At 48.6% G+C, this 22,972-nt stretch carries 15 protein-coding genes and 1 rRNA gene; 1 reads left to right on the top strand and 15 read right to left on the bottom strand.

What is annotated here, in order from left to right:
• A 16S ribosomal RNA gene (locus RB298_RS13385) occupies positions 1-162 on the bottom strand; the annotation flags it as partial.
• Positions 163-658: 496 nt separating this feature from the next.
• On the opposite strand from RB298_RS13385, the gene RB298_RS13380 reads away from it, so the two are divergent.
• A complete protein-coding gene (locus tag RB298_RS13380) occupies positions 659-1,915 on the top strand; it encodes an MFS transporter (RefSeq protein ID WP_009591294.1) in 1,257 nt (418 codons plus the stop codon).
• 431 nt (positions 1,916-2,346) lie between these two features.
• Here the strand turns inward: RB298_RS13380 and RB298_RS13375 are convergent, their stop codons facing one another.
• The 14 genes from RB298_RS13375 to RB298_RS13310 form a co-directional block, all read right to left on the bottom strand.
• Positions 2,347-6,825: a S8 family serine peptidase gene (locus RB298_RS13375; RefSeq protein ID WP_486047311.1), complete on the bottom strand. Its 4,479-nt coding sequence runs from the start codon at positions 6,823-6,825 to the stop codon at positions 2,347-2,349.
• Between the two features lie 364 nt (positions 6,826-7,189).
• Entirely contained in the window at positions 7,190-9,202 is a 2,013-nt protein-coding gene (gene ligA, locus RB298_RS13370) for an NAD-dependent DNA ligase LigA (protein ID WP_486047310.1), read from the bottom strand.
• 79 nt (positions 9,203-9,281) lie between these two features.
• Positions 9,282-11,612, bottom strand: a complete 2,331-nt coding sequence (gene pcrA / locus RB298_RS13365) for a DNA helicase PcrA (protein ID WP_119846230.1) — start codon at positions 11,610-11,612, stop codon at positions 9,282-9,284.
• Between the two features lie 275 nt (positions 11,613-11,887).
• Positions 11,888-12,577: a heptaprenylglyceryl phosphate synthase gene (gene pcrB / locus RB298_RS13360; RefSeq protein WP_119846229.1), complete on the bottom strand. Its 690-nt coding sequence runs from the start codon at positions 12,575-12,577 to the stop codon at positions 11,888-11,890.
• Positions 12,578-12,992: 415 nt separating this feature from the next.
• Entirely contained in the window at positions 12,993-13,874 is an 882-nt protein-coding gene (locus RB298_RS13355; protein ID WP_486047309.1) for a phosphatidylinositol-specific phospholipase C/glycerophosphodiester phosphodiesterase family protein, read from the bottom strand.
• A 130-nt stretch (positions 13,875-14,004) separates the two neighbouring features.
• Positions 14,005-14,610: a class I SAM-dependent methyltransferase gene (locus RB298_RS13350; protein WP_486047308.1), complete on the bottom strand. Its 606-nt coding sequence runs from the start codon at positions 14,608-14,610 to the stop codon at positions 14,005-14,007.
• A gap of 455 nt (positions 14,611-15,065) precedes the next feature.
• A complete protein-coding gene (locus RB298_RS13345) occupies positions 15,066-16,466 on the bottom strand; it encodes an undecaprenyl-phosphate glucose phosphotransferase (protein WP_486047307.1) in 1,401 nt (466 codons plus the stop codon).
• The gene (locus RB298_RS13340) at positions 16,463-17,374 is read right to left on the bottom strand and encodes a glycosyltransferase family 2 protein (protein ID WP_486047306.1); all 912 of its coding nucleotides are present in this window, start codon (positions 17,372-17,374) and stop codon (positions 16,463-16,465) included. The genes RB298_RS13345 and RB298_RS13340 overlap by 4 nt, the downstream gene beginning before the upstream one ends.
• Positions 17,375-17,485: 111 nt before the next feature.
• Positions 17,486-18,412: a glycosyltransferase family 2 protein gene (locus tag RB298_RS13335; protein ID WP_119846224.1), complete on the bottom strand. Its 927-nt coding sequence runs from the start codon at positions 18,410-18,412 to the stop codon at positions 17,486-17,488.
• 78 nt (positions 18,413-18,490) lie between these two features.
• Entirely contained in the window at positions 18,491-19,375 is an 885-nt protein-coding gene (gene rfbD, locus RB298_RS13330; RefSeq protein WP_119846223.1) for a dTDP-4-dehydrorhamnose reductase, read from the bottom strand.
• Positions 19,372-20,394: a dTDP-glucose 4,6-dehydratase gene (rfbB, locus tag RB298_RS13325; RefSeq protein ID WP_119846222.1), complete on the bottom strand. Its 1,023-nt coding sequence runs from the start codon at positions 20,392-20,394 to the stop codon at positions 19,372-19,374. The genes rfbD and rfbB overlap by 4 nt, the downstream gene beginning before the upstream one ends.
• Positions 20,395-20,408: 14 nt before the next feature.
• Positions 20,409-20,957 carry a dTDP-4-dehydrorhamnose 3,5-epimerase gene (gene rfbC, locus RB298_RS13320; protein ID WP_119846221.1) on the bottom strand — a complete coding sequence of 183 codons (549 nt, stop codon included), beginning with the start codon at positions 20,955-20,957 and terminating at the stop codon, positions 20,409-20,411.
• Between the two features lie 21 nt (positions 20,958-20,978).
• Positions 20,979-21,722: a sugar phosphate nucleotidyltransferase gene (locus RB298_RS13315; RefSeq protein ID WP_119846220.1), complete on the bottom strand. Its 744-nt coding sequence runs from the start codon at positions 21,720-21,722 to the stop codon at positions 20,979-20,981.
• The gene (locus RB298_RS13310) at positions 21,719-22,843 is read right to left on the bottom strand and encodes a glycosyltransferase family protein (RefSeq protein ID WP_119846219.1); all 1,125 of its coding nucleotides are present in this window, start codon (positions 22,841-22,843) and stop codon (positions 21,719-21,721) included. Before RB298_RS13310 ends, RB298_RS13315 begins: the two co-directional genes overlap by 4 nt.
• Between the last annotated feature and the right edge of the window lie 129 nt (positions 22,844-22,972).

Here is a 22,972-nt window from a genome sequence, read left to right as displayed (position 1 = left end):
TTCCGGTAGTTATCCCAGTCTTGAGGGCAGGTTGCCTACGTGTTACTCACCCGTCCGCCGCTAACCTTCAGGAGTGCAAGCACTCCATCAGGTCCGCTCGACTTGCATGTATTAGGCACGCCGCCAGCGTTCGTCCTGAGCCAGGATCAAACTCTCCAATAAAGTTTGACTTGCTCATTTCAAAGCTAACGTATTAACGTTTGCTTGTATTACATTGACGTGATCCATTTGTTCAGTTTTCAAGGAACTTGTTGGCTGCTTTGCCGATCAAATCTCAATCAGCAGCGCAGGTTTATATCTTATCAAGTATTTAACTTGATGTCAACACTTTTTTTCGACGCCGTTCGACAAGCTTCAAAAGCTTTCGTCAAAAGCGACAGTTAGTAATATACCACGACCCAAAAGATATAGCAAGCATTTTTAAAAGAAAATATGTAAAGTTTCGCATAACATCGTTGATGACATCATTAATACCTGTTGGAGATCAATATTCATTCGAGTCTGTCTACCTCGCCCGTATAAATCTGCTTAATCATGGAGCTCATTTTGATTTAATTATCATCTCGAAATGTAATTGATTTCCTATACAAAAGGTTTTAAGGTTAGTTCATCGCTTTTTCGCAGACCGACTACATCTATTAAGAAAGGAGTTCGCCTCATGGCAGACAAAAGCATCGCTCTCCAAAAGCCCAAAGATACTCCAAGTCCTGCGCATGGAGAGGCAAATCAGGCTACAGTATATAAAATTCTAATCGCCATCAGTTTCGTTCATTTGTTTAATGATTCGATTCAGTCCGTGATCCCCGCTATCTTTCCCATATTAAAAGATAATCTGCTGCTTACCTTTACGCAGATCGGTTGGATCTCCTTTGCCATTAATTTTACTTCATCCATCATTCAGCCGGTCATCGGGTACGCCGCGGATCGAAGGCCGACACCGATTTTGCTTCCGATCGGGATGTGTTTCACCTTTGCAGGCGTTTTCATTCTTGCATATGCACATACATATATCCTGGTTCTGTTCGCTGTCGTTCTGATCGGATTAGGCTCCGCTACCTTTCATCCGGAGGGAATGCGGGTCGCTCATATGGCTGCAGGCATGCGAAAAGGGTTGTCCCAATCGATCTTTCAAGTAGGGGGCAATGCCGGGCAGTCACTTGCTCCGCTTCTGACACGATACATTTTCGTACCGTTCGGACAGTTTGGCGCGATCGGCTTCACCTTCGTTGCCGCAGCTGGTATCATCGTGCAATCCTATGTTGCCCATTGGTACCACGGCATGCTGAAAGCCGGTTACACGTTTAAAAAGAAAGCTGCCGGACGCATGCTTGATCCCGCCCGCCGCAAAAGCGTGCGCAATGCCACGCTGGTTCTCGTCATTCTCGTGTTTATCCGCTCCTGGTACGGCGCAGCCATTAGCAGCTATTATGCCTTCTACCTCATGGACGCATACAAAATCACGATTGATAATGCTCAGATCTATATTTTTCTGTTTCTTGCATCCGGAGCCGTGGGCACCTTCTTTGGCGGTCCGCTGGCCGACCGCTTTGGCCGTCGCAACATGATCATGCTCTCCATGATCGGCACGGCGCCCATTGCGTTGATTCTCCCGTTCGCCTCCCCGTTCTGGGCGGCTGTATTGCTGCTGATCGGCGGGTTTGTTCTATTGTCCAGTTTCTCGGTCACCGTTGTGTATGCCCAAATGCTGCATCCTGGCAATATCGGTACGGTATCCGGGCTGATCACCGGGTTTGCTTTTGGTATGGGCGGGGTCGGTTCGCTTGTGCTCGGTAATCTCGGGGATGCTTGGGGAATCGGCAATGTGATGATCGCCATCGGCTTCTTGCCGCTGCTAGGTCTGCTTGCCCTGCTTCTTCCGGGTGATGACAAGCTGGATCAGTGGTCAAGGGAATAGTTGGTACTATGGAAAAGACACTCATCGGGCAGCACAATGGTGCGTTGGTGAGTGTCTTTTTATTTCATTTTTTTGACGAGTTTTATGAACCAGTATAGGAATATCCATGGGAGCACGTATTTAGTCACCCACTCGAAGCTCAACTGAATAGCTCCGGCTTCTGATCCCTCAACCAGATTCCCCAGTACAGAAACCATAACGAAAAATAGCACGATTGCAATGGTTGCATAGAACACTGTTCTATATCTCATGTCCTCCCACCCTTCATCGAATTCAGGCGCTACCAAAATATTACACACGCCGGAATATCGAATCAACCTATTTGTAGCAGCCAACACCATTAAAAAGAGGAGATGCCCCATCACGTTGCATGATATGGAGCAACTCCTCTTTAGCTCAATCAGAATTGTATTGAAGCAGCTTAGCCTTCATTAAATTTTGTTCAGATAATCCAGCAAACGGTACACAATGACGGATACCTGTGCCCGAGTGGAAGTCTCGCCCGGTGCGAAGCGGTTCCCGCTCACTCCCTTCACCAGACCTTCGTTTACGGCAAAAGCTACGGCCGCTCGTGCATCCTCCGAAATCAGATTCGTGTCGCTAAATGACAAGGATGCCGTTTTGGAATCCATCTTCAACGCTTCCGCAATCATGACTACCATGTCCTCGCGGGTCAGCGGATGCTTCGCCCCCACCTCTTTGCTGCGTGTTTCCCAATCGATGCCTGTCTCGAAAATACGATCAAGCAGCGTCGCAAATTCGGCACGGGTTACCGCATTGTTCGGCGAGAACCGTCCTGCACCGGTACCGTTCGTGATATGCTGCGAGGCAGCAACTTCAATCTCATCCTTAGCCCAGTGGCTGACGATGTCGTTAAAGGTTACGTTATTCTCGGCAGCTGCATAAGAACCCGGTCCGTTGATACGGAACGTGATCGATCCGCGCTCAGCCGATTGCAGCAATCCTGCGGATTGCAGGTCTCCTTTTTCCGACTGCACGTAGGCACCTACCTTGCGTGTATCCTTCACTTTTGTATGGTCATAATTCAATGTCAGTAAAAGCGGATGTTTAAACTTGTCCCCGTGTTTGACCGAAACGATCGAGGATACAGCGTTCAAGGTGTTCCCGGATCCCGCTTTGCTTGCAGCTACCGAAACCGTCAAGCTGAATCCGCTGCTCGTCGTGAAATCATCCAGGGCATCGGCAGGCACCGTCAAGGCAAAGCCGTTACCCGTAATAACAAGCGGTTTGCCGGATGCTTTTAGTTTATCGACAGTCGTTTTGCCGAGGGTAAGAGCTACGTCGCTGTATTTGCTGAAATCCAGCTTCGATACGTCCAGCTTCACTTCCTTACCGTCACTAGTAATTCCTTCCGTAACCACTGCTTCAGACAGAGCTGCCGTTGCGGACTCGGTGCCATCCGCATTTTTCTTCGTCGTTACTTTGGCATCCCCTGATACTTCAGGAGCCGGAGTGGACGGTGTTCCCGTGGGACCGCCGCCGGAGGACGAGCCGCCACCGCCTCCTCCACCGGATCCGCCACCTGGGTTACCTGGATCCGGGTTCCCTGGTCCAGGCGCGCCTGTCAGCTGCAAGGATACGGAAGCCGTTCCTTGGAGTCCTTGACGGTCTTTGACGGAAAGCTCAACGGTATAGTTGCCTGAAGACAATCCATCTAAGGCAATGTTAAATGCACCATCTTGCTCGACATCAAAGCTGCCTTCCTTCGCTACCGTTTTATTGGCTCTTTTAATCACATAAGTGGCATCCAACCATTCGCTGACGTCAAAATCAATGGCCCATTCATCCCACAAAGCCGGAACAGCCGTTACGTAGAGATCTTCGATCGTACCGCTTAGTGCAGGATTGTTCTTGCCGGAGATTTTGACATCTGTATTCGTTTGAATCGAAGGTGCTGATCGCTTCACAAAGAAAGGAATCGTGGCATAATCCGAGTGAACCACGAAATTCGTATCCAAGGAAAGAAGCTCGATCGAATATAATCCATCCCGAACCTCTACCTCTTCCTCGGTTTCATAGTCGGCATACTTCCCGTTCCAACCGATCGTAAACGAGGTGTTGGCATCAAAATAGGCTTCTCCCCCGAATATTTGACCGATAATCCCGTCACCGTCAACGCCTGCTTCCGGATTAAGGCTATCATACAAGTCCACGATGACGATCTGCATCGGATTGTAGAATTCGAAAGCCAGGTTGAGCTTGCCCAGCACACCGGTCTCGGTTAACGGAACATGCGGCAAGTAGGTTTCGGTGTCACTATAGGCTTTTGTATATTTCACGCCCGTGATTTCAAGATTAAAGTACGCTACGTAAGGAACCGAATAGGTATGAGTTCCATTCGAAAACGTGATGTAGCCTTGCTGTTCCGATATCCCGTCTATCCCTTCCGGCACTTGAAGCGTTACGATAATCTCCTCTTGACCGTTGAGGGTGAAGGTGCTTTTATCGGTTGTAACACTTACTCCCGGCGTGACCTGCGTGTTATTGATTTGCACATTAAACGTGCCGCCCGCGTTTCCAATGCTCTCTACCTTTATTTTTTTCTGAACGGTCTTGGCAGACTTGCCGGTAAAGTTGCCGAAATTTATGCTTCCAGTGATGTTTTCCTTTTGGTTGGAAGTTCCGTTCTCTTGATACGAAGTCTTGTCCAGGACCTTCACCAGCGCCTCTGCCTGGATGGTCTGGAGCGCCTGTACGCGTCCGGCCCCTTGATCCGTCACATCGTAGGATTCGGTATTCAGCACTTTGGCATTATTCATCAAGGCGACTTTGACATCGAACGGGGTCCAGTCGTTGTGCTTCTCCAGGATGAGAGCCGCAAGCCCTGCCACATGCGGGGACGCCATACTGGTGCCTGTTAATCGGTCATAGGACTGACTGTAGTCCGCACCTGCAATGTCCTTCCCGTAAGCCGGAACGGATGACAAAATGCTCGTTCCCGGCGCTACCACGTCAGGCTTGATATCCAGCGTCTTTTTGGCCGGGCCTCTGGAACTGGAATCATTAATCTCATCGCCTGCGGTTCGGTTTTTAATAAAATCGGAGAAATTCACTTTCAGATCCGGGTTGGCATCGAGCAGCGATTTGATATAATCGCCGTCTTCTTTGCTCATACTAAAGGTTGGAATGAAGGCAAAGCTGTCTCCGAGCAAGACGCCGATCGGCCCAGGGTTCTGATTGAATACGATGGCACCCGTCGCGCCTGCTGTTTTAGCATTCGCAATTTTATCGACGAAAGCGAGTTCGCCGCGTTTAATCAATGCGATTTTGCCCGCTACGTCTTTGCCAGCGAAATCCTCTGGTTTACCCAGATCCGCATATATCAGTCCGAAATCCCCATCCAGGACGACTTCCGGGTCCTCGGCGAGATTCCACGCCATTAATTCAAGCTTATACGTAGCATCTACTACCGTAACCGGAGCGGCATCGTCAGCCTGAGGGGCCACTTCATCCTCGGCAGATTCAGCAGGCACTTGATCAGTGGCCGGCTCCTCTGCTGCACCGTCACCCGATTGAACTAAGTTTGAATCCTGCTCCGGATTAACGGAAGGCGCCGTGTCATCGGTCGATGCTGCCTGGGCAGCTTCATCGATCTGTGCTTCTGCCTGCTCGTCAGGCGTGACAGATGGTGTTGGTCCTTCACCAAGCTCAACCGTGCCCTCATTGTCTTCAATGGGCTCACCCGGCAATTCCGCGTCCGTGAAAAAGTGCGATGTTGCCGCCATTTCGTCGCTTGGCCCCGTGGAGTTTCCTACCGTAATCGGAAAAGCCGCCGCCCCCGGCGATCCCACCGTCCAGCGGTTTGGCCCTGTATTGCCGCTTGCAACGACTGGCGTGACACCAGCCAGTGCAGCATTGTTAAGTGCTACGGACGTTACATAGTCCGGATCATTTCGGGAATTGCCCAGGGAGAGGTTGATTACATCCATTCCGTCCTGAACGGAACGGTCAATACCTCCCAGCACCCAGCTGGAATAGCCGCTGCCGTACGGGCCAAGAACCCGGTAAGCATAGATATCCGCTTCGGGTGCAATGCCCACGACTCCATATTCGCCGGCATCGCGGGCTCCGATGGTACCCGCTACGTGCGTTCCATGATCGGTCCAGTACGTGCTTCCCCTGTCATCGACCTGCGGGGGATTGGAAGGATCATTCTCCCAATCGAGCGGAGTTGTCTCATAAGGATCATTATCATTGTCAACGAAGTCGTATCCGCCCTTATAAGCATCCTTCAAAACCGGGTGTGCGTAATCGATACCTGTATCAATAACGCCGACTTTAATGCCTTTGCCCGTATATCCGAGATCCCAGACATCCGGAGCACCGATGAACGGCCCCGTGTCTTTCATGTATGGATTTACTTCGCCCTTCGGTCCAACCGTTACCTCCAGATCGGGATAAACGCCTAGAACGCCAGGGATATCCAGCAGCGCTTCAACCTTGCTGCCATCGATCTCCATAGACACCCCGTTGAATGCGTAGCTATATTGATCGGAGATTTCATGCGTGATGTTCTTCGTGTTCAGGCTGCGTATAAAAGTCTGCTGCTCCAATTGTACCTGTGCCTCGACCTTCGCCTTCGCGGAAGAACTAAAAGATTGACCCTGAATAGAGGAAAGCCCTTTGGCCAGAGCCACTGGTTCGGTAGACAATTCTACGATAACCCTTGTAGGACCCCCGGCCGATCTTTGCAGGCTTTGATCAAGCGCGGGAAACTCCGCAAGCTTCGCTCGCTGTTTCAGCATATCCTTTATCTGCCTAGCTTCTTCGGCACTGAGCGGATTGTCCAGCTCGATCTGCCGTTCGGATGGAGCCGCCCCGGCCGCTGGCGCAACCAATGATAGCGTTAATACAAAACTTAGTAGTGCAGACCATAACTTTTTACTCAAGGCTTTACCCCTCCCATAAGATAGAATTCCCATTCAAATTAGGGTCCGGGATGTCATCAGCATATCTGCGCTGCCTTACGATGGTATCCACTCCTTTCCGCATAAGACTGACCCGTGGTAAATTATTCTAGAATCCAAAATTAGATTCCTTCATCCTTTTCTGTATGTTTTTGTTAAATTGAGTCGAAAGTTTAGGAGCTTTTGACGAATGATCGAAAACGTCATAGTTTCAAGGAAAATATGGCTTACATCGCAAGTAAGGGAGGAGAAAGGAATTCGGGAAAAAGAAAAAACCGAGGCTATCGATAGCCTCGGTTCTTAGGGAGTTGCAACTGATATTGCAAAATATATCCAGGGTATGCTGTTATTCGTTCAGCAACCGCACGAACTCTTCTTCATCCTCCAGGATGTCGATGCCGAGCTGCTGGGCTTTGGCCAGCTTGCTGCCGGCTTTTTCGCCTGCAATGAGGAGGTCGGTTTTCTTGGACACGCTGCCGGTGACTTTGGCGCCGAGCGCTTCCAAGCGTTCGGTTGCCTCTTCGCGGGTCAGCAGATGGAGGGTGCCTGTCAGCACGACCGTTTTGCCGCTGAAGTAGGAATCCGTGCTGACCGGCTTCGGCGCTTCCGGCGCTTTCGCTTGGACGCCCAGCGAGAGCATCTTCTGGATGCTCGCTTGGGCAAACGGGTCGGCGAAGTATCCCGCAATGCTTTCGGCCACGATGCCGCCCACGTCCGGCAGCTCGACCAATTCCTCCGCAGTCGCCGCCATCACGCGGTTCAGATCACGGTAGTGATCGGCCAGCATTTTGGTTGTGGATTTGCCGGTATTCGGTATACCCAGTGCAAAGAGGAAGGATGCAAGATCCCGCTCCTTGCTCTTCTCGATGGCATCCAGCAGATTCTGGGCTTTTTTCTCGCCGAAGCGCTCCAGCTTCAGCAAACTGTCAAAAGACAGCGAATAAAGATCAGCCGGTTCTCTCACGCCCAGTTCATCATATAACTGGATCGCGGTTTTATCGCTGAACGTCTCAATGTCCATGGCGTCCCTGGAGGCAAAATGCGTGATCCGGGCTACGATTTGCGGCTTGCATCCCGTCTTGTTGTTGCAGAAGAGGTGGGCGCCGCGCTGTTCCAGCGGAAATCCGCAGGATGGACACTGTTCCGGATACAGGATCTCTTCGCCATCCTGCTCCTCCGTTACTTTGCCGAGGATCTCGGGAATGACGTCATTCGAACGGCGAATGAAGACCCGCGAGCCGAGCGCGAACTTGAGATTCTTGCGCTCAATATCCCCGATATTATTCAGCGTACAATTTTGCACCGTAACTCCGGCAAGCTCAACAGGCTCTACACGGGCTAGTGGCGTGATTTTTCCGGTCCGTCCCACATTCCAGGTAACCGACTGCAGCACGGTCGTGGTTTCTTCCGCTTCAAATTTGTAAGCGACCGCCCAGCGCGGGAACTTGTCGGTATATCCGAGCACATCGCGGATGCGGAAATCGGTCACCTTCACAACCGCCCCGTCAATGAGGTAATCGAGCTCGGAACGGCGTTTTTCGATATCGGCCAGCTGCTCCATCACATCATCAAACTGCTCGAAATAAAAAATGTACGGATTGACCTTGAGCCGGTTCTCGCGCAGGAAATCCATCATTTCCTTGTGGTCGGCAAAAGTGATTCCATCCGAGTAGCCGACATTGTAGAAGTACGCGTTCAGCTTACGCTCGGCCGTCACCTTCGGATTCAGATTGCGAAGCGCTCCTGCAGCAGCATTACGCGCGTTCTTGAGCGGCTCGGCCGCGGTTTGATTGTATTGTTCCAGCACGGACAGGTTCATGATGCCCTCGCCCTGCACTTCGATCGTGCCTTCCGTATACGGGATCGTCATTGGCACCGACTTGATGGTCTTCACCTGAGCCAAAATGCCTTCGCCTACCGTTCCGTTCCCCCGTGTCGATGCTTGAACGAGCTTGCCGTCCTGATAGGTCAGATTCAGCGTCAGCCCGTCAAACTTCAGCTCCAGTGCATAACAAGGCGCCTTGAGAGGATTGCCGGGATTCTTCGTATTATAGTCATTGACCAGCCTGACCACGCGATCATGCCAGGTACGGAGCTGCTCGATATTCTGGGCTTTATCGAGACTCCATAACGGAGCCAAATGGCGGTGCGGGGCGAAACCCTTCAGAATCTCCCCGCCCACCCGCTGGGTCGGAGAATCCGGGAGCGTTACTCCGGTCTCTGCCTCCAACGCTACCAGCTGGTCGTACAGGGCGTCATACTCCTTGTCGCTTACAAGCGGCTGATCCAGCGTATAGTAATGGTAATTGTAATTGTTCAGCTCCGCAATGAGCTTCTCCATCTTTTCCTTGAAATCCATGCAGGGGCAATCCTCCTTCAATATAATAAGGCCATCATGGGTTACGTTGCTTTAGATCATATTTACCTAGTTCTATCCCTTATTCCACCTTCGTAATCGGCGCAAAGCCGGCAAGCAGGCGTTTCACGCCTACAGGCGCCGGGAATGCAATCTGCAATTCCATGTCATTGCCGCTGCCCTTCACCGCTACGATCGTACCGGTCCCCCATTTGCCATGGGCGACTTTGTCGCCGGCCTTAAAATCGCCGCTGCCCGAGGCAGCCGCCGGACGGGATGACCCACCGGTTGTCATCGTCACCCGGCTCTTCGGCGCGGCTTGCGCGGAAGCCGTCGATCCGCTGAGGGAGAGGTCTACGCTGCGGCCGCCGCCAAAGTTGCTGCCTCCACCGCCGCCGAAGCCGCGTCCCGCATAGGATCCGCCCACATTGCTTCCGCCGCCTCGGCGGTAGCGGTCATGCGCCATCTGGGTGTCTTCCTTCAGTTCTTCCGGGATCTCCTCCAGGAATCGCGATGGCATGTTCGCCGTTGTGCGGCCGAAGAGCGTACGCATGCGCGCACAGGATAAGAACAACTGCTTCTCGGCGCGCGTGATGCCTACATAAGCAAGTCGGCGTTCTTCTTCCAGCTCCTCGTTATCCATAAAGGCACGGCTGTGCGGGAATACTCCTTCCTCCATGCCGATGATGAATACCACCGGGAACTCCAGGCCTTTGGCGCTGTGCATGGTCATGAGCACGACAGCATCGTCGCGGTCTTCCTCGTCATCGTTCATCGAGTCAATGTCCGCGATCAGCGCAAGATCCGTGAGGAAGGAGACGAGCGACTTATCCTCGTTGTTCTTCTCGAACTCTTGCGTAACCGACAGGAACTCGTCGATGTTCTCGAGGCGGGATCTGGATTCGATCGTATTCTCGTTTTGCAGCTCGAGGCGGTACTCGGACATCTCGAGAATTTTTTCCGTAAGCTCGGTCACCGACAGAAACTCGACCATTCGGCTGAGCGCGGCAATCATGTCGTAGAAGCCCACCAGCGCATTGCGCGTCCGTCCGGCAAAACCGAGGTCGTCCACGATTTCTAGCACGCGGAAGATCGAGATGCCCCGTTCTCCGGCTGCTGCAGTCAGCTTCGCGACGGTTGTGTCGCCGATGCTTCTTTTTGGCACGTTAATGATCCGCGTCAAGCTGATATCGTCGTCCGGGTTGGAAATCAGGCGCAGATAAGCAAGCATGTCCTTGATCTCTTTGCGATCGTAGAACTTGATGCCGCCGACGATCTGGTACGGAATATCCGACTTGATCAAAATTTCCTCGATCACCCGGGACTGCGCGTTGGTCCGATACAGAATCGCGTGGTCCTGGTAGCTCTTGCCGTCCTTGATGTTCTTGCTAATTTCCGAGGTGACAAAATACCCCTCATCATGCTCCGTATCCCCACGGAACACTTTGATCTTCGGCCCTTCGCCCTGCTCGGTCCACAGATTCTTCGGCTTGCGGCCCGTGTTCAGGCCAATAACATTGTTGGCAGCGTTCAAAATGTTCGCTGTCGAACGGTAATTCTGCTCCAGCAGAATCGTGCGCGCCTCCGGGTAATCCTGCTCAAAATTCAGGATGTTCGTGATATCCGCGCCGCGCCAGCGGTAGATCGACTGGTCGCTGTCCCCGACAACGCAGATGCGGTGATGGCTGTCCGCCAGCATGCGGCAGAGCATGTACTGCGCCCGGTTGGTATCCTGGTATTCATCCACGTGGATGTACTGGAATTTGCGCTGGTAGAAGTCTAGAACCTCCGGCACTTCCTTAAACAGCTGGATCGTGGTCATGATCAAATCGTCGAAATCGAGCGAATTGTTGCTCTTCAAGCGTTTCTGGTATTCGGTGTAGACCTTGGCAACGAGGGTTTCAAAATAGTCCCCGGCTTTCTGTTCATACTGCTGCGGGGAGATCAGCTCATTCTTGGCCGCGCTCATGGCCGCTTGGATCGCCTTCGGCTCGAATTTCTTCGGATCGATGTTGTGTTGCTTCATCACGTTCCGAATTACGGACAGCTGGTCTGTCGAATCCAAAATACTAAAATTCGAAGTAAAGCCGATCCGCTCAATGTCTTTGCGCAAAATCCGTACGCACATGGAGTGGAACGTCGATACCCAAATGTCCTGGCCTTCCCGGCCGACCAGCTTGGATACCCGCTCCTGCATCTCGCGGGCTGCCTTATTCGTAAACGTAATCGCCAGGATGCTCCATGGTGCGGCTTTGCGCGTGGCGATCAGGTAAGCGATCCGGTGCGTCAGCACCCGCGTCTTGCCGGAACCGGCTCCGGCCATAATGAGCAGCGGTCCGTCGGTTGCTTCAACGGCTTGGCGCTGCTGCGGATTGAGACGTCTGACGGCGTCGTGTATGTCAATGGAATGCATAAACATTGCCTCCTAATAGGTGTAGATTTGATAAGGGGAAAACTTGAGTAACAATAAATATCCAAAAAATTGGGATATAGTCTATCGGATCGATTTGATTAAAGATGATGAATCGTACTGAATGCTGCCTGTCTAAGGCACATTGCGTTCTGCATGGATATTCAATAAATAAATACATGCTTACCGGCAGAGGAACTGAAAATACGACTATAGAGCCTGAGCTGGCTGGCTAAACGCGCCTCTATATTTTTTAGCAGATCAGTTAATAGGACCCCTCAGCCCTTCACGGCCTTGACCGTCTCGAGCGCCTGCTCCAGATGCTCGTACACCACGTTGCCCACAACGATCGTATCCGAGATAGCAGCAGCCTCCAGCGCCTGCTCGGCATTGGTTATTCCACCACCGTAGAACAAACGGGCGTTATCCAGCGATCTTCGAACCGTGCGGACCGTTTCCATGTCTCCGAACGCGCCGCTGTATTCCAGATACACGATCGGCAGATTCATCAGCTTGTCCGCAATCTGGGCATAAGCGGCAGCCGCGCTCGCTTCAATCGAAGTCTCTGCACCGGTCAATTTCGCCACTGCAGCGTCCTCGTTCAACACGATATACCCTTCGGTCACGACCAGATCCCACGGGATCATGTACCCGTAGCGTTCGATCCCCTCGCGATGTCGGCCCATGATCCAGGTCGGATCCTGCGTATTCATAACCATCGGGACCATATATAGATCAAATCCGGGTACAACGGCTTCCAGATCGGATACTTCCTGCACGCACGGCAGCTCGTAACGCCGAACTCGGGACAGCAGATCCACGGTATTTTCATAGGTGACTCCGGTTGAGCCTCCGACCATAATGGCATCGGTTCCTGACAAGCATACCGCATCAAGGGTCTCGTCATCGATCTCCTTGTCGGGGTCCAGCTTAAACACATGCCTCCAGGATTGTATCATCTCTTTCAAGCGTCATTCCTCCACGTTCACGGGTTACTAACATACTAAAATAAGTCTATGCTAGCACGGTAAGCAAGTCAATTTATGTTCGCATAAAATGCGAACGTTTTTTTGGTAATTGCGGTTTATCGGTTCAGCCGATATTCGAACCGCCCCGTTGAAAAGGGATTTTGGCGGATACATCGTTGAGAAAAGCGTCTACCGACGTACAATCCCAGACCGCATGACGTTCAATCCCAGAGCTATGGATGGTGGCTTTCTGTGATATCAAGTAGGCCAAGCTTCGAAGTTTATGCTTTCTGATAGCTTGAAAAAGCCCGCGATCTCTTATGGAGATCACGGACTTCAATGCTCAGCATTATTATGGATGCAAACAAACTTTTCCGCAGACGGACGCGATATGAGACGTGCCATTTAAGGTACGTTACTCCAGTCGCTTTGTCATCGTATATCTCAGGCTGTTCCGCTCCAGCTCCGGCTCGGTCAGCAGATCCGAGTAGACGCCGTACACGCCCCATTTTTCATAATTGTTCACGGTGTTCGTGTCATTGATGGTGTGGACATAGGTCACGGCTCCCGCTTGCCTTAGCTTGGCTACGAAATTCGGGCTGACCTTGTACTCCGGCATGGTAACCGCGTCAATGTGGTTATCCCGGACGAAGGCTGTGATCTCAGCAGGTGAGTCCTGCGTGGCATACAGCGTATATATAATCGATTGAAACGGGTAGATGTCCTGAACCATATCAAGCATCGGCTCATTGTAAATTTGGACGACAACCCGATCCAGAAGCTTCGGATCCCGTTCTTTAGCAGCGTTTACGATCTCCGCGAACAGGTACTGTATATCCCGGTCCTTCTGCTCCTTCGTATCCGTCACGATGTAGATATCGGGATGACGCTCCATCATATCCATAATCCCCTCAATATCCATCGGCTGGTATTGTTCCAAAATCGGCGTGTTAATAAACTCCTCATGGCTTAAGCGGGCGGCCTGCTTATCGTCCGGAAGCTTCTCCTTCTGACCCAGCTGCTGCGTCATGCTCTCCGTCCACTCATGCCTGGCTACGACTTTGCGATCCCCCGTCAGCATCAAATCAATCTCGAACACCCGGGTGCCTTTCTCGTAATTAACGACCATGGCTTCATAAGCGTTCGTATAGGGCTGTTCGCCGATGCTTCCCATGGCATGGGCAATCAAGCGATAGGCCGCGAATCCTTGCGGCGCTTCCTCCTCCATTTCCAGATGGGTCAGAAGCAGTATCATAATGGCGGAAAATAATAGAAGGACAGCTGCGATCCGTTTCATGGTATCCCCACCTTTGCTTCGTTCATTGCTGTTGCTAGGTAAATACCCGGTTAATGGAGGGGCCAAACAAAAAAACCGCCACTTGGCGGCTGCCAAATGACGGAACGATTTTTGTAAATACTACGGATCACTAGCTCTTGGCCTTCAAAAGGTGAATATACCATTTCAATCCTGCGTTGTGATTAAACACGCTGACTTTATCTACGACGTCAAACCCATCACAGCTTTCGATTTCGCCGATCTTATGCTCTACCATGAGATAATCAGTATCCTGGGTGTTCTTATGTGAATATAGGGAAGATATGATGACGCCATCCGGGGTCAGGTAACGTGCATATTCCAACAGCTTGCTAGCGGTTTTGGGCACGTACTGCAGCGATTCATTAAAAACGATGACGTCGTAGCTTTTATGAGGAACATAATGGTTGATGTCCGCGCGCTGAAATAAGTTCCTCGACGTTTTGCCGGATGCGATTCTGATCGCTTCCTCGGACAGGTCTACACCGGTATAATTCGATTTTTCATCGTCCAAGAGCAAGTCATACAACAGGCCGGCCCCGCATCCCATATCCAAAATGCCCTCTTTCCCAAGAAACTTTCGGATGTAACCGTACACGACCGAGTATCTGGCATATTCCGTGATGTCCGATAAATAATCCCACATGCGGGATCTGTACTCTTCGTCCCATTGCTCTTGGCTGCTTTCGATGAAATCCTGGACCTTGGCGTTTTCCATATCGATTCCTCCCATAATGCGTATTGGATGTGATCCTTCCGTTAGGCAAATGAAGCGGCAAGATAAAACACGGTTATTTCGAAAACATTAGAAATCTCCATAACACTGAGATTGGACCATCATAACCAACCCGCGTCTCTGCGTAATGAACAAACTCTAGCAAAGCATCAACGAGTCCGGTATTTCATTATAATAGTATTACAGTTATATTTTGTAAATCATTCCAGACTACTATTGTCCGCTGTGTTGTACATGCATGTTGAAGTGAGCGGAGTGGATCGAATGTCCGAAGTTTTTCTCGGGTATGTCACAAACTTACAGGAATCGACAGCATTCGTTATCTTACATGAGGCGAGGGGGACTTGGTAAGCAGCTTTAGTCGAAATATGCTTCTAGGACAGGCAAATAAAAGACGCCATCCGGCTCATGCCAGCTGACGTCATCATGAATTACTATCAGTATGCGTTTTTGAATCCGTTGCGGATCGTGCGCAGAATGATTTTGATATCAAACAGAATGGACCAATTCTCGATGTAGAAAATATCGTGCTTGATCCGCTCTTCAATCGAAGTGTCCCCGCGCAGGCCGTTGCTCTGCGCCCACCCCGTGATGCCCGGGCGTACGTGGTGTTTCACCATGTACTTCGGAATCTCCTCTTTGAACTGTTCAACGTAATAAGGTCGCTCCGGCCTAGGGCCCACAACGCTCATATGTCCGAACAGGACATTAAAGAACTGCGGCAGCTCATCCAGACTGGTCTTCCGGAGAAATGAGCCGAACTTGGTGCGGCGCGGATCATTTTCCACCGTCCAGCCCGTATCCGGCGCCCCTTCCGGCAGCGGCTTCATTGAACGGAATTTATACATATAAAAGTTTCGGCGGTTCAGCCCGACCCGCTCCTGCTTGAAAATGACAGGGCCCCGGGAGGTCAATCGGACACCGAGGTAAATTCCGATCATCACCGGCAGGGTGAGGATAATGGCCACTAACGAGAATACGATATCAAACGCCCGCTTGAACAGGCGGTTTGCCGCTAGATCCAGCGGGATATCGCGCACGTTGATCATCGGCATACCCGCAAAGTTATCAAACACCGGCCGTGCCGGGAGATAATCGAAAAAGTCCGGGATAATTAGCGTTCGGACACCGGCTTTTTCACAAGCAGCAATGATCTCCGGGTATTTGTGGTGCGCATTTAACGGTAGTGCCAGCACGACCTCATCGACAAGCCTTTCGTTTAGCACCTTATGTAGATCGCCGACCGAGCCCAAAATGGGTTTAAGCCGTCTCGCCTCGATGTCGTCCCACTTCTGGTAATCATCCAGGAAACCGATGACTTCATACCCCAGCTCCGGATACTGCTTCAGATTTTTGAAGAAGCGCTTGCCGAGTGACCCTGCACCCACGATCAGCACGAATTGGCGGTTGTAGCCTTTTTCCCGAAAATGCTTGAGCGATTTCTTGAGGAAATAACGGTATAGGATAATGAATGCTACGTTGAGAATCATGTAGATGGCGAGATACCAACGGGAGATATCCACCTCTTTAACAAAAAACATAATACTGAGGAGAATGAACATCCCGATGAAATGCATCTGGAAGATCTTCATGAATTCGTCGGCAAAACGCTTTTTCCGCTTCGGCGAGTACAAGGTAATCATGATGCCGACAACCACGGCAACCGCGCCGTACACCAGACTCCACAAAGCATAGGTTTCGAGAGGTAACGGCTCTTCATAGGGAAACCAACCGCTTTCGAATTTCACCCACCATGCGAGCAAAAACGCCAACTGGATAAAGGCAAAGTCGGTCAACATATACAATTTGGTCAGAAAGCCCTGATTCTGGCGGATCATGATTTCACCTCCACTCCACCTGAAGATTGCGTCATCGTTGCTGGACGAATGGGCTTAAGCCGGTTCGTGAGCAGGGACAGGAGCAATTTCAGACCAACGCCCGCATACACGGCTCCATTAACGAATATGTTGTATTTCTGCCTGTAATGCTTCCGATGGAAAAGAATCATCGCCCGATGGAACTCATAAATGATCTTGAACGGCCTGCGCCGGGCGCTGCCGCCTTTATAATGGATGATCGTCGTCCGCGGATAATAGTGAATGCCCCATCCCGCCTGCTTAATGCGATAACACCAGTCGATATCTTCCCCGTACATAAAAAACGTCTCGTCCAACCCGCCCACCTGCGCAATCGTCTCGCGGCGTACCAGCATGAACGCACCGACCAAACAATCCACCGGATACTCTACATCCGGATTCAAATACCCCAGCTGATACTGGTTAAACTCCGGCTTGTTGGGGAACAGCTTACTGAGACCAAAGGCATAATAGAAGGACGCCGAAGGCGTCGGGAACCCTCTTTTGCAGGCCTTATCCAGCGAGCCGTCCGGGAGGACGATTTTGCAGCCGGAAGCGCCTATGATCGGATTGTAGTCCATAAAAGCGACCATCGTCTGGATCGTATTCTGCTGGATAATCGTGTCGGAATTTAGCAGCAGCATATAGCGACCTTCCGCCACTTCCATCCCCTGATTGTTGGCTTTGGCAAAGCCGGTATTCTCCGTGTTCTCAATCAGCTTAACCTGCGGAAATAACTCTCGGATGGTCGGAACGGACTCGTCCTTCGAGTTGTTATCTATCAGAATCACTTCATATGTATATTCCGTCTCCGATGCAAACACGGATCGCAAACAGTCCACCGTCAGCTGACAGGTATTGTAGTTCACGATTAAAATGCTTAAATCCATTGCATAACGTCTCCTGACAAATATAGTAATCTATCGACATTATAGCATAAAGACGCAGAACGAGCAGGAATAAAGAACTTCTATTACTAAAATCTAGTTATTAATGACTCTTTATATATAGCCCACAAGAATTAAAAAGCGAAAGAGTAACTGCTCTACAATGGATTGACGATATAGTATTGATCTTTGAAGAAAATCAATTTTTTCTCTAAGCCGTTCCCTGGGGGCAATAAAAAGTTCGAGCTGTTCTCTCTTAGTATCCTCCATTAAATGACCGTACACTCGATAAAACTCAATTGCTTGTTTGACAAGAAGATGCTCTCCTTTATGTTTTATGTAACTGCGATATTTCTGTTTTGATTTGTTGAAAAATGAGTTGCTCCCACCTACAACATTATTTTCATGCTGGCGATACAGCATCGAAGGATTCTTATCATACATTACATTGCCGAAACCAGATACCAATAGGTAAAACCACCAGTCGTGCATGATGATCTTGTTGGGATCTATTCGATTACCCTCCATAAACTTATCCCTCGCTGCCTTATTTAACGTAATGGTTGCTCCGACAGCAATATTTTGCACCAAAGCATTGTAAAAAGAAGGTTCCCTTAAAGGGGGCTTGGGCCAAGTACCGAGAGAATTTAAATCTTTATCGGCAAGCTCCGTAGATGTGAATACCATCCCTGGAACATGATCCGCTTGAGAATCTAACATAGTTACAGCACGCTCAATTTTATGCTCCAGCCATACATCATCCTGATCACAGAAACAGTAATAATCTGCATGGGGATCGGATTGCTGAACCAGCTCAAAGAAACTGGAAACAACCCCCACATTACTTCCTTCAATCACTTTGATTCGGTCAGGATGGACTTTAGCATATTCCTTTAATAAAACTAGCGTTTGATCGGTAGATCCATCATCTCGGACAAGAACAGAGATATGAGGGTAGCTTTGATTAAAAATACTCTGAAGCTGTTCGGATATATAATGCTTCCCATTATAGGAAGACAACAGCACCTGAACCTGTTTCATTTCGTTTATGACCTCCACATTACCTGCTAAATATAACATAAGGCCTGATCATACAGATCAGGCCGACGTTTGCTGTATTCACTTCAAGTATAGTTCAGGGTGCTGTTTCATATCCAGCATAAACTGCTTCAATCCCTCTCGCCAATGCGGCAGATCTTGCAATTGATTTAAACGGATCGAAAGATGGTCCATTACCGAATTAGCTGGTCGAGGGGCTGGTCGAGGGAATTGTGCGGTCGTACAGGGCTGCAGACTAGCCTTAATTTTTATACCCAGCTGTTCCTCTGCTTCTTCGAAAATAGCTTTCGTAAACTCGAACCACGTGCATGATCCGCGGTTAGAGGCATGGTAAATGCCGTATTTTTCAGTAGTCGATACTTGCAGTAAGAAACGAGCCAAATCTACCGTGTACGTAGGTGATCCCTTCTGGTCATCAACAACTTGCAAAAGAGGTTTCTCTTGTCCCAGGCTAAGCATCGTCTTCACGAAATTACTTCCCTGAAGACCAAATAACCATGAGGCACGAACAATAAACCACTTAGTACTAAAATCTCTTACGATCTGTTCTCCAGCAAGTTTGGTTTGGCCGTAAACTGTTCTCGGATCGGTTGAATCATACTCATGATAGGCTCTGTCATGGGTACCGAGAAACACATAATCCGTACTAACATAAACGAGCTTAGCTCCAACTTGTTCGGCTGATCGAGCAACATTTCTTGTACCTATAGCATTGACTAGATAAGCTCCGTCGATATCACTCTCCGCAGCATCTACTGCCGTATAAGCAGCGCAGTGAATGACACAATCTGGACGGTATGAAGCGATTATTTGTCGGCATTGATTCAGGTCTGTTACATCCAATTCTTGTCGGCTACAAGGAATCACTTCATGCCCAGCCTGCCCAAAAATATGAATGACGTCCTGACCGAGTTGTCCTTTAGCCCCAGTTACCAAAACCCTCATTGCTCTTTACCTAATCGACTGCCATATTGCTTGGTCAGATATTCACGATATTCCCCAGATTGAATTCTGGTCCACCATTCCTCGTTACTCAAATACCAAGTGATGGTTTCCTTAATTCCGGACTCGAAGTTATGCTTCGGCTTCCAGCCGAGTTCTTTCATTATCTTTGTTGGATCGATACCATACCTACGATCATGGCCAGGTCGATCCTCGACAAATTGAATCAGCGTCTCAGGTTTGCCAAGCTCCTCTAAAATTGTCTTAACAATATGAATATTTGTACGCTCGTTATTTCCCCCAATGTTGTAAACATCACCAACTCGGCCTTGATGAATAACAAGATCAATTGCGCTGCAGTGGTCCTCAACATACAGCCAGTCACGAATGTTCATACCGTCGCCGTAAACCGGCAAAGGCTCATCATTTAGTACACGAGAAATCATGAGCGGAATTAACTTTTCGGGAAATTGATACGGACCGTAATTATTCGAGCAGCGGGTAATGTTAACTGGCAGGCCAAAGGTTTCGTGATATGCTCTGACGAGCAGATCTCCACCCGCTTTGCTGGCTGAGTATGGACTGTTTGGAGCGAGAGGTGTCGATTCAGAGAAGAGTCCTGTTTCCCCTAGGGATCCGTACACTTCATCCGTCGAAACCTGCACAAATTTGGTTACCCCGTATTTTTTTGACGCATCCAATAGCACCTGCGTACCGAGTACGTTTGTATTCACAAATACTTCTGGCTCCAAAATACTGCGGTCTACGTGGGATTCAGCAGCGAAATTAACTACAACATCGATGCCTTGTTGAAAGATTTGATCAACTGCTTGTTTATCTGCAATATCCGTCTGGATAAAGGTATAGTTTGCTTCCTTCTCAACAGACTCCAAATTTTCCAGGTTCCCTGCATACGTAAGGGCATCCATGTTAGTGATCTTATAATCTGGATGCTGCTGCATCATGTATAGAATAAAATTACTACCTATAAAACCGGCACCACCGGTGACTAATAGTCTCATGGCTAGATACTCCCCTACTCAAAATTCATTTCAGCATCCTTCAACAATGGATGCCGCTGATCTTTATCCGAAAGAATCGGGTTCGATGTCGGCCAATCAATCCCTAAAACCGGATCACTCCATAATATGCCGCGGTCATGTTCTGGGGAATAATATTCGTCTACCTTATACAATACTTGCGTGTTAGGAACGAGGGTACAGAAGCCATGTGCAAACCCCTTAGGGACTAAAAGTTGTCGCTTGTTGTGTTCGCTCAAGATAACGCCCACCCATTGGCCGAAGGTAGGTGAGCTTTTGCGAATGTCTACGACTACATCATAAATAGCACCCGTCATCACACGGATAAGTTTTGTCTGGGCTTTGGGGTTGAGTTGATAATGAAGACCTCTCAGTACACCTGGTTCGGCGGAAAGGGAGTGGTTATCTTGGATGAAGTTGTTATGAATACCGCATTCCTTGAATATTCGCTCATTATAACTTTCCATAAAAAAGCCCCGGTGGTCTCCATGCGCCACCGGTTCCAGTATAGTTACACCTTCTAACTTAAGAGGTTCGACTCTCATAACTTTTTGCTCCCCCTTAAATTACTTTTTAAACTTGCCGAATTCATCTCCAAACACAATGTTTCTTGCTAATTCATTGGCCTTAGCCAACGATTCATGGGTTCCTGCATCCGTCCACCAATCTTGGAGGACGTCAAATGTGAGTTCACCTCGTTTAATATATGCATTATTGACATCGGTGATCTCCAATTCTCCCCGTGCTGAGGGTTTTAATGTACGAATGATGTCAAATACGTGATGGTCAAACATATATATTCCGGTTACTGCATAATCCGATTTGGGCCGTCTAGGTTTTTCCTCTATTGAAATAATACGCCCACCTTGTAGTTCAGGAACTCCAAAACGAGACGGGTCAGATACGTGCTGAATAAGAATCTTTGCTCCCTTAGATTGATTTTTAAAGTTTGAGACATACTGTGAAATATCGTCAGCAAACACATTATCACCTAAGATGACAGCCATCTTGTCTTTACCGGCAAACTGCTCAGCCAAGCTCAGTGCTTGTGCAATACCCCCAGCCTCATCCTGAACCTTATATGTAAACGACACTCCCATTTCACGACCACTTCCCAATAAATTCACAACATCTCCCATGTGATCTTTACCCGTGACGACGAGGATATCGGAAAGTCCAGCTTGCTTAAGTTTGAAAACAGGATGAAAGATCATTGGGTATTTCCCGACAGGAAGGAGATGCTTATTCGTAACCTTAGTTAATGGGTAAAGGCGGGAACCTGTCCCGCCTGCTAGTATGATGGCTTTCATTTATTCGAGACTCCTTCTAATATACTGACAATTTGCTCGGCTCTTACACTCCATGTGTTCTGCTTCAAAAAAGATAACGACTCTTCTCTAGAAAGTACTTTTATTTCATCATCTTGTAAGTCTCTAACCAAATTTAGTAAATCTTTCTCGCCAGAATATAAATTTACAAAAGGCAAAAACTTATACATTTCCCCATATTCAATGGAAAATATCGGTTTCCCAAAAAGTATATACTCATAAATTTTTACTGGGTCGACTGAGCGAACTAACTCATTAACTTTAAATGGCATTACAAATGCATCTGCCAAGCTAGCATATGTCATAAGTTCCTCATGTTTAATAGGCCCGGTATACTCTATTCGTGAATGTTGGGGGACCCTGGTATCAATAGGCCCAACCATTGTAAATTTAACATCTGGTATCTGCTGAAGAACCATTATAATTATATCGAAATTGATCCACTCACCAATTGTTCCAATATACATCAAATTCCATAAGCAATCAGTTCTGTTCGGCTTTACTTGGCTAATGTTTTGGAATACTTCTTGATTAAATAATGTACGACTAATTCCATTGCCAATTAAATAGGGTGACACCTTCATCTCTCTCTCATAAGATAATTCCATTTTCTTCCTCAGATAATTTGAAGAAGTAAAGATATAGTCGGCTCTATTAACAAGATCAACCTCCAATTTCTTCAATCTACCGACAGTACTTGTTCCAGAATAAAATCCTAAAAAATCATCCATACAATCATAAATCACAATTTTACCTTCAAACTCATCGAGAGTAACAAAGTCTAAAATTATGGGCGAAGTCACCCAAATGTAATCATAGTTTTGTAAAGAAGCAACAGTCTTGTAATTGATAAGTTTCTCAATCATTTGCAATTCTTTGAATCGCCCTGACAAAGGGAGTTTTTTAAGAAAATTAATTTTAGAATAATTGTATACATTCCGAGAATTATTAACTTTGATATATCTTCTAGTGTAAATATTTTGAATATAAAATAGATCCACATTATAGTAAAATGTGAGTTCCTCGTACAAAAAATGAGGGCGCTGTTTAATCCAGTTCCAATCAACATGCATTAAATAAGCTATTTTAGGTTTTTTTGACAAGCTGTACTCGCTCCATTTCGAAAAAGTTCCTCAACATAAATCTTGTCACTATATTATATTATATGTTTAACTTAACGCACGCTAGAGTAGAGAAGCAATTATATATTTGCGAACAGCGATAATATTTCA

The sequence above is a fragment of the Priestia sp. BR_2 genome, from assembly GCF_041954005.1.
GTDB classification, from domain to species: Bacteria; Bacillota; Bacilli; order Paenibacillales; family Paenibacillaceae; genus Paenibacillus_AQ; species Paenibacillus_AQ lautus_A.
This window is presented reverse-complemented; position numbering and strand designations above follow the sequence as displayed.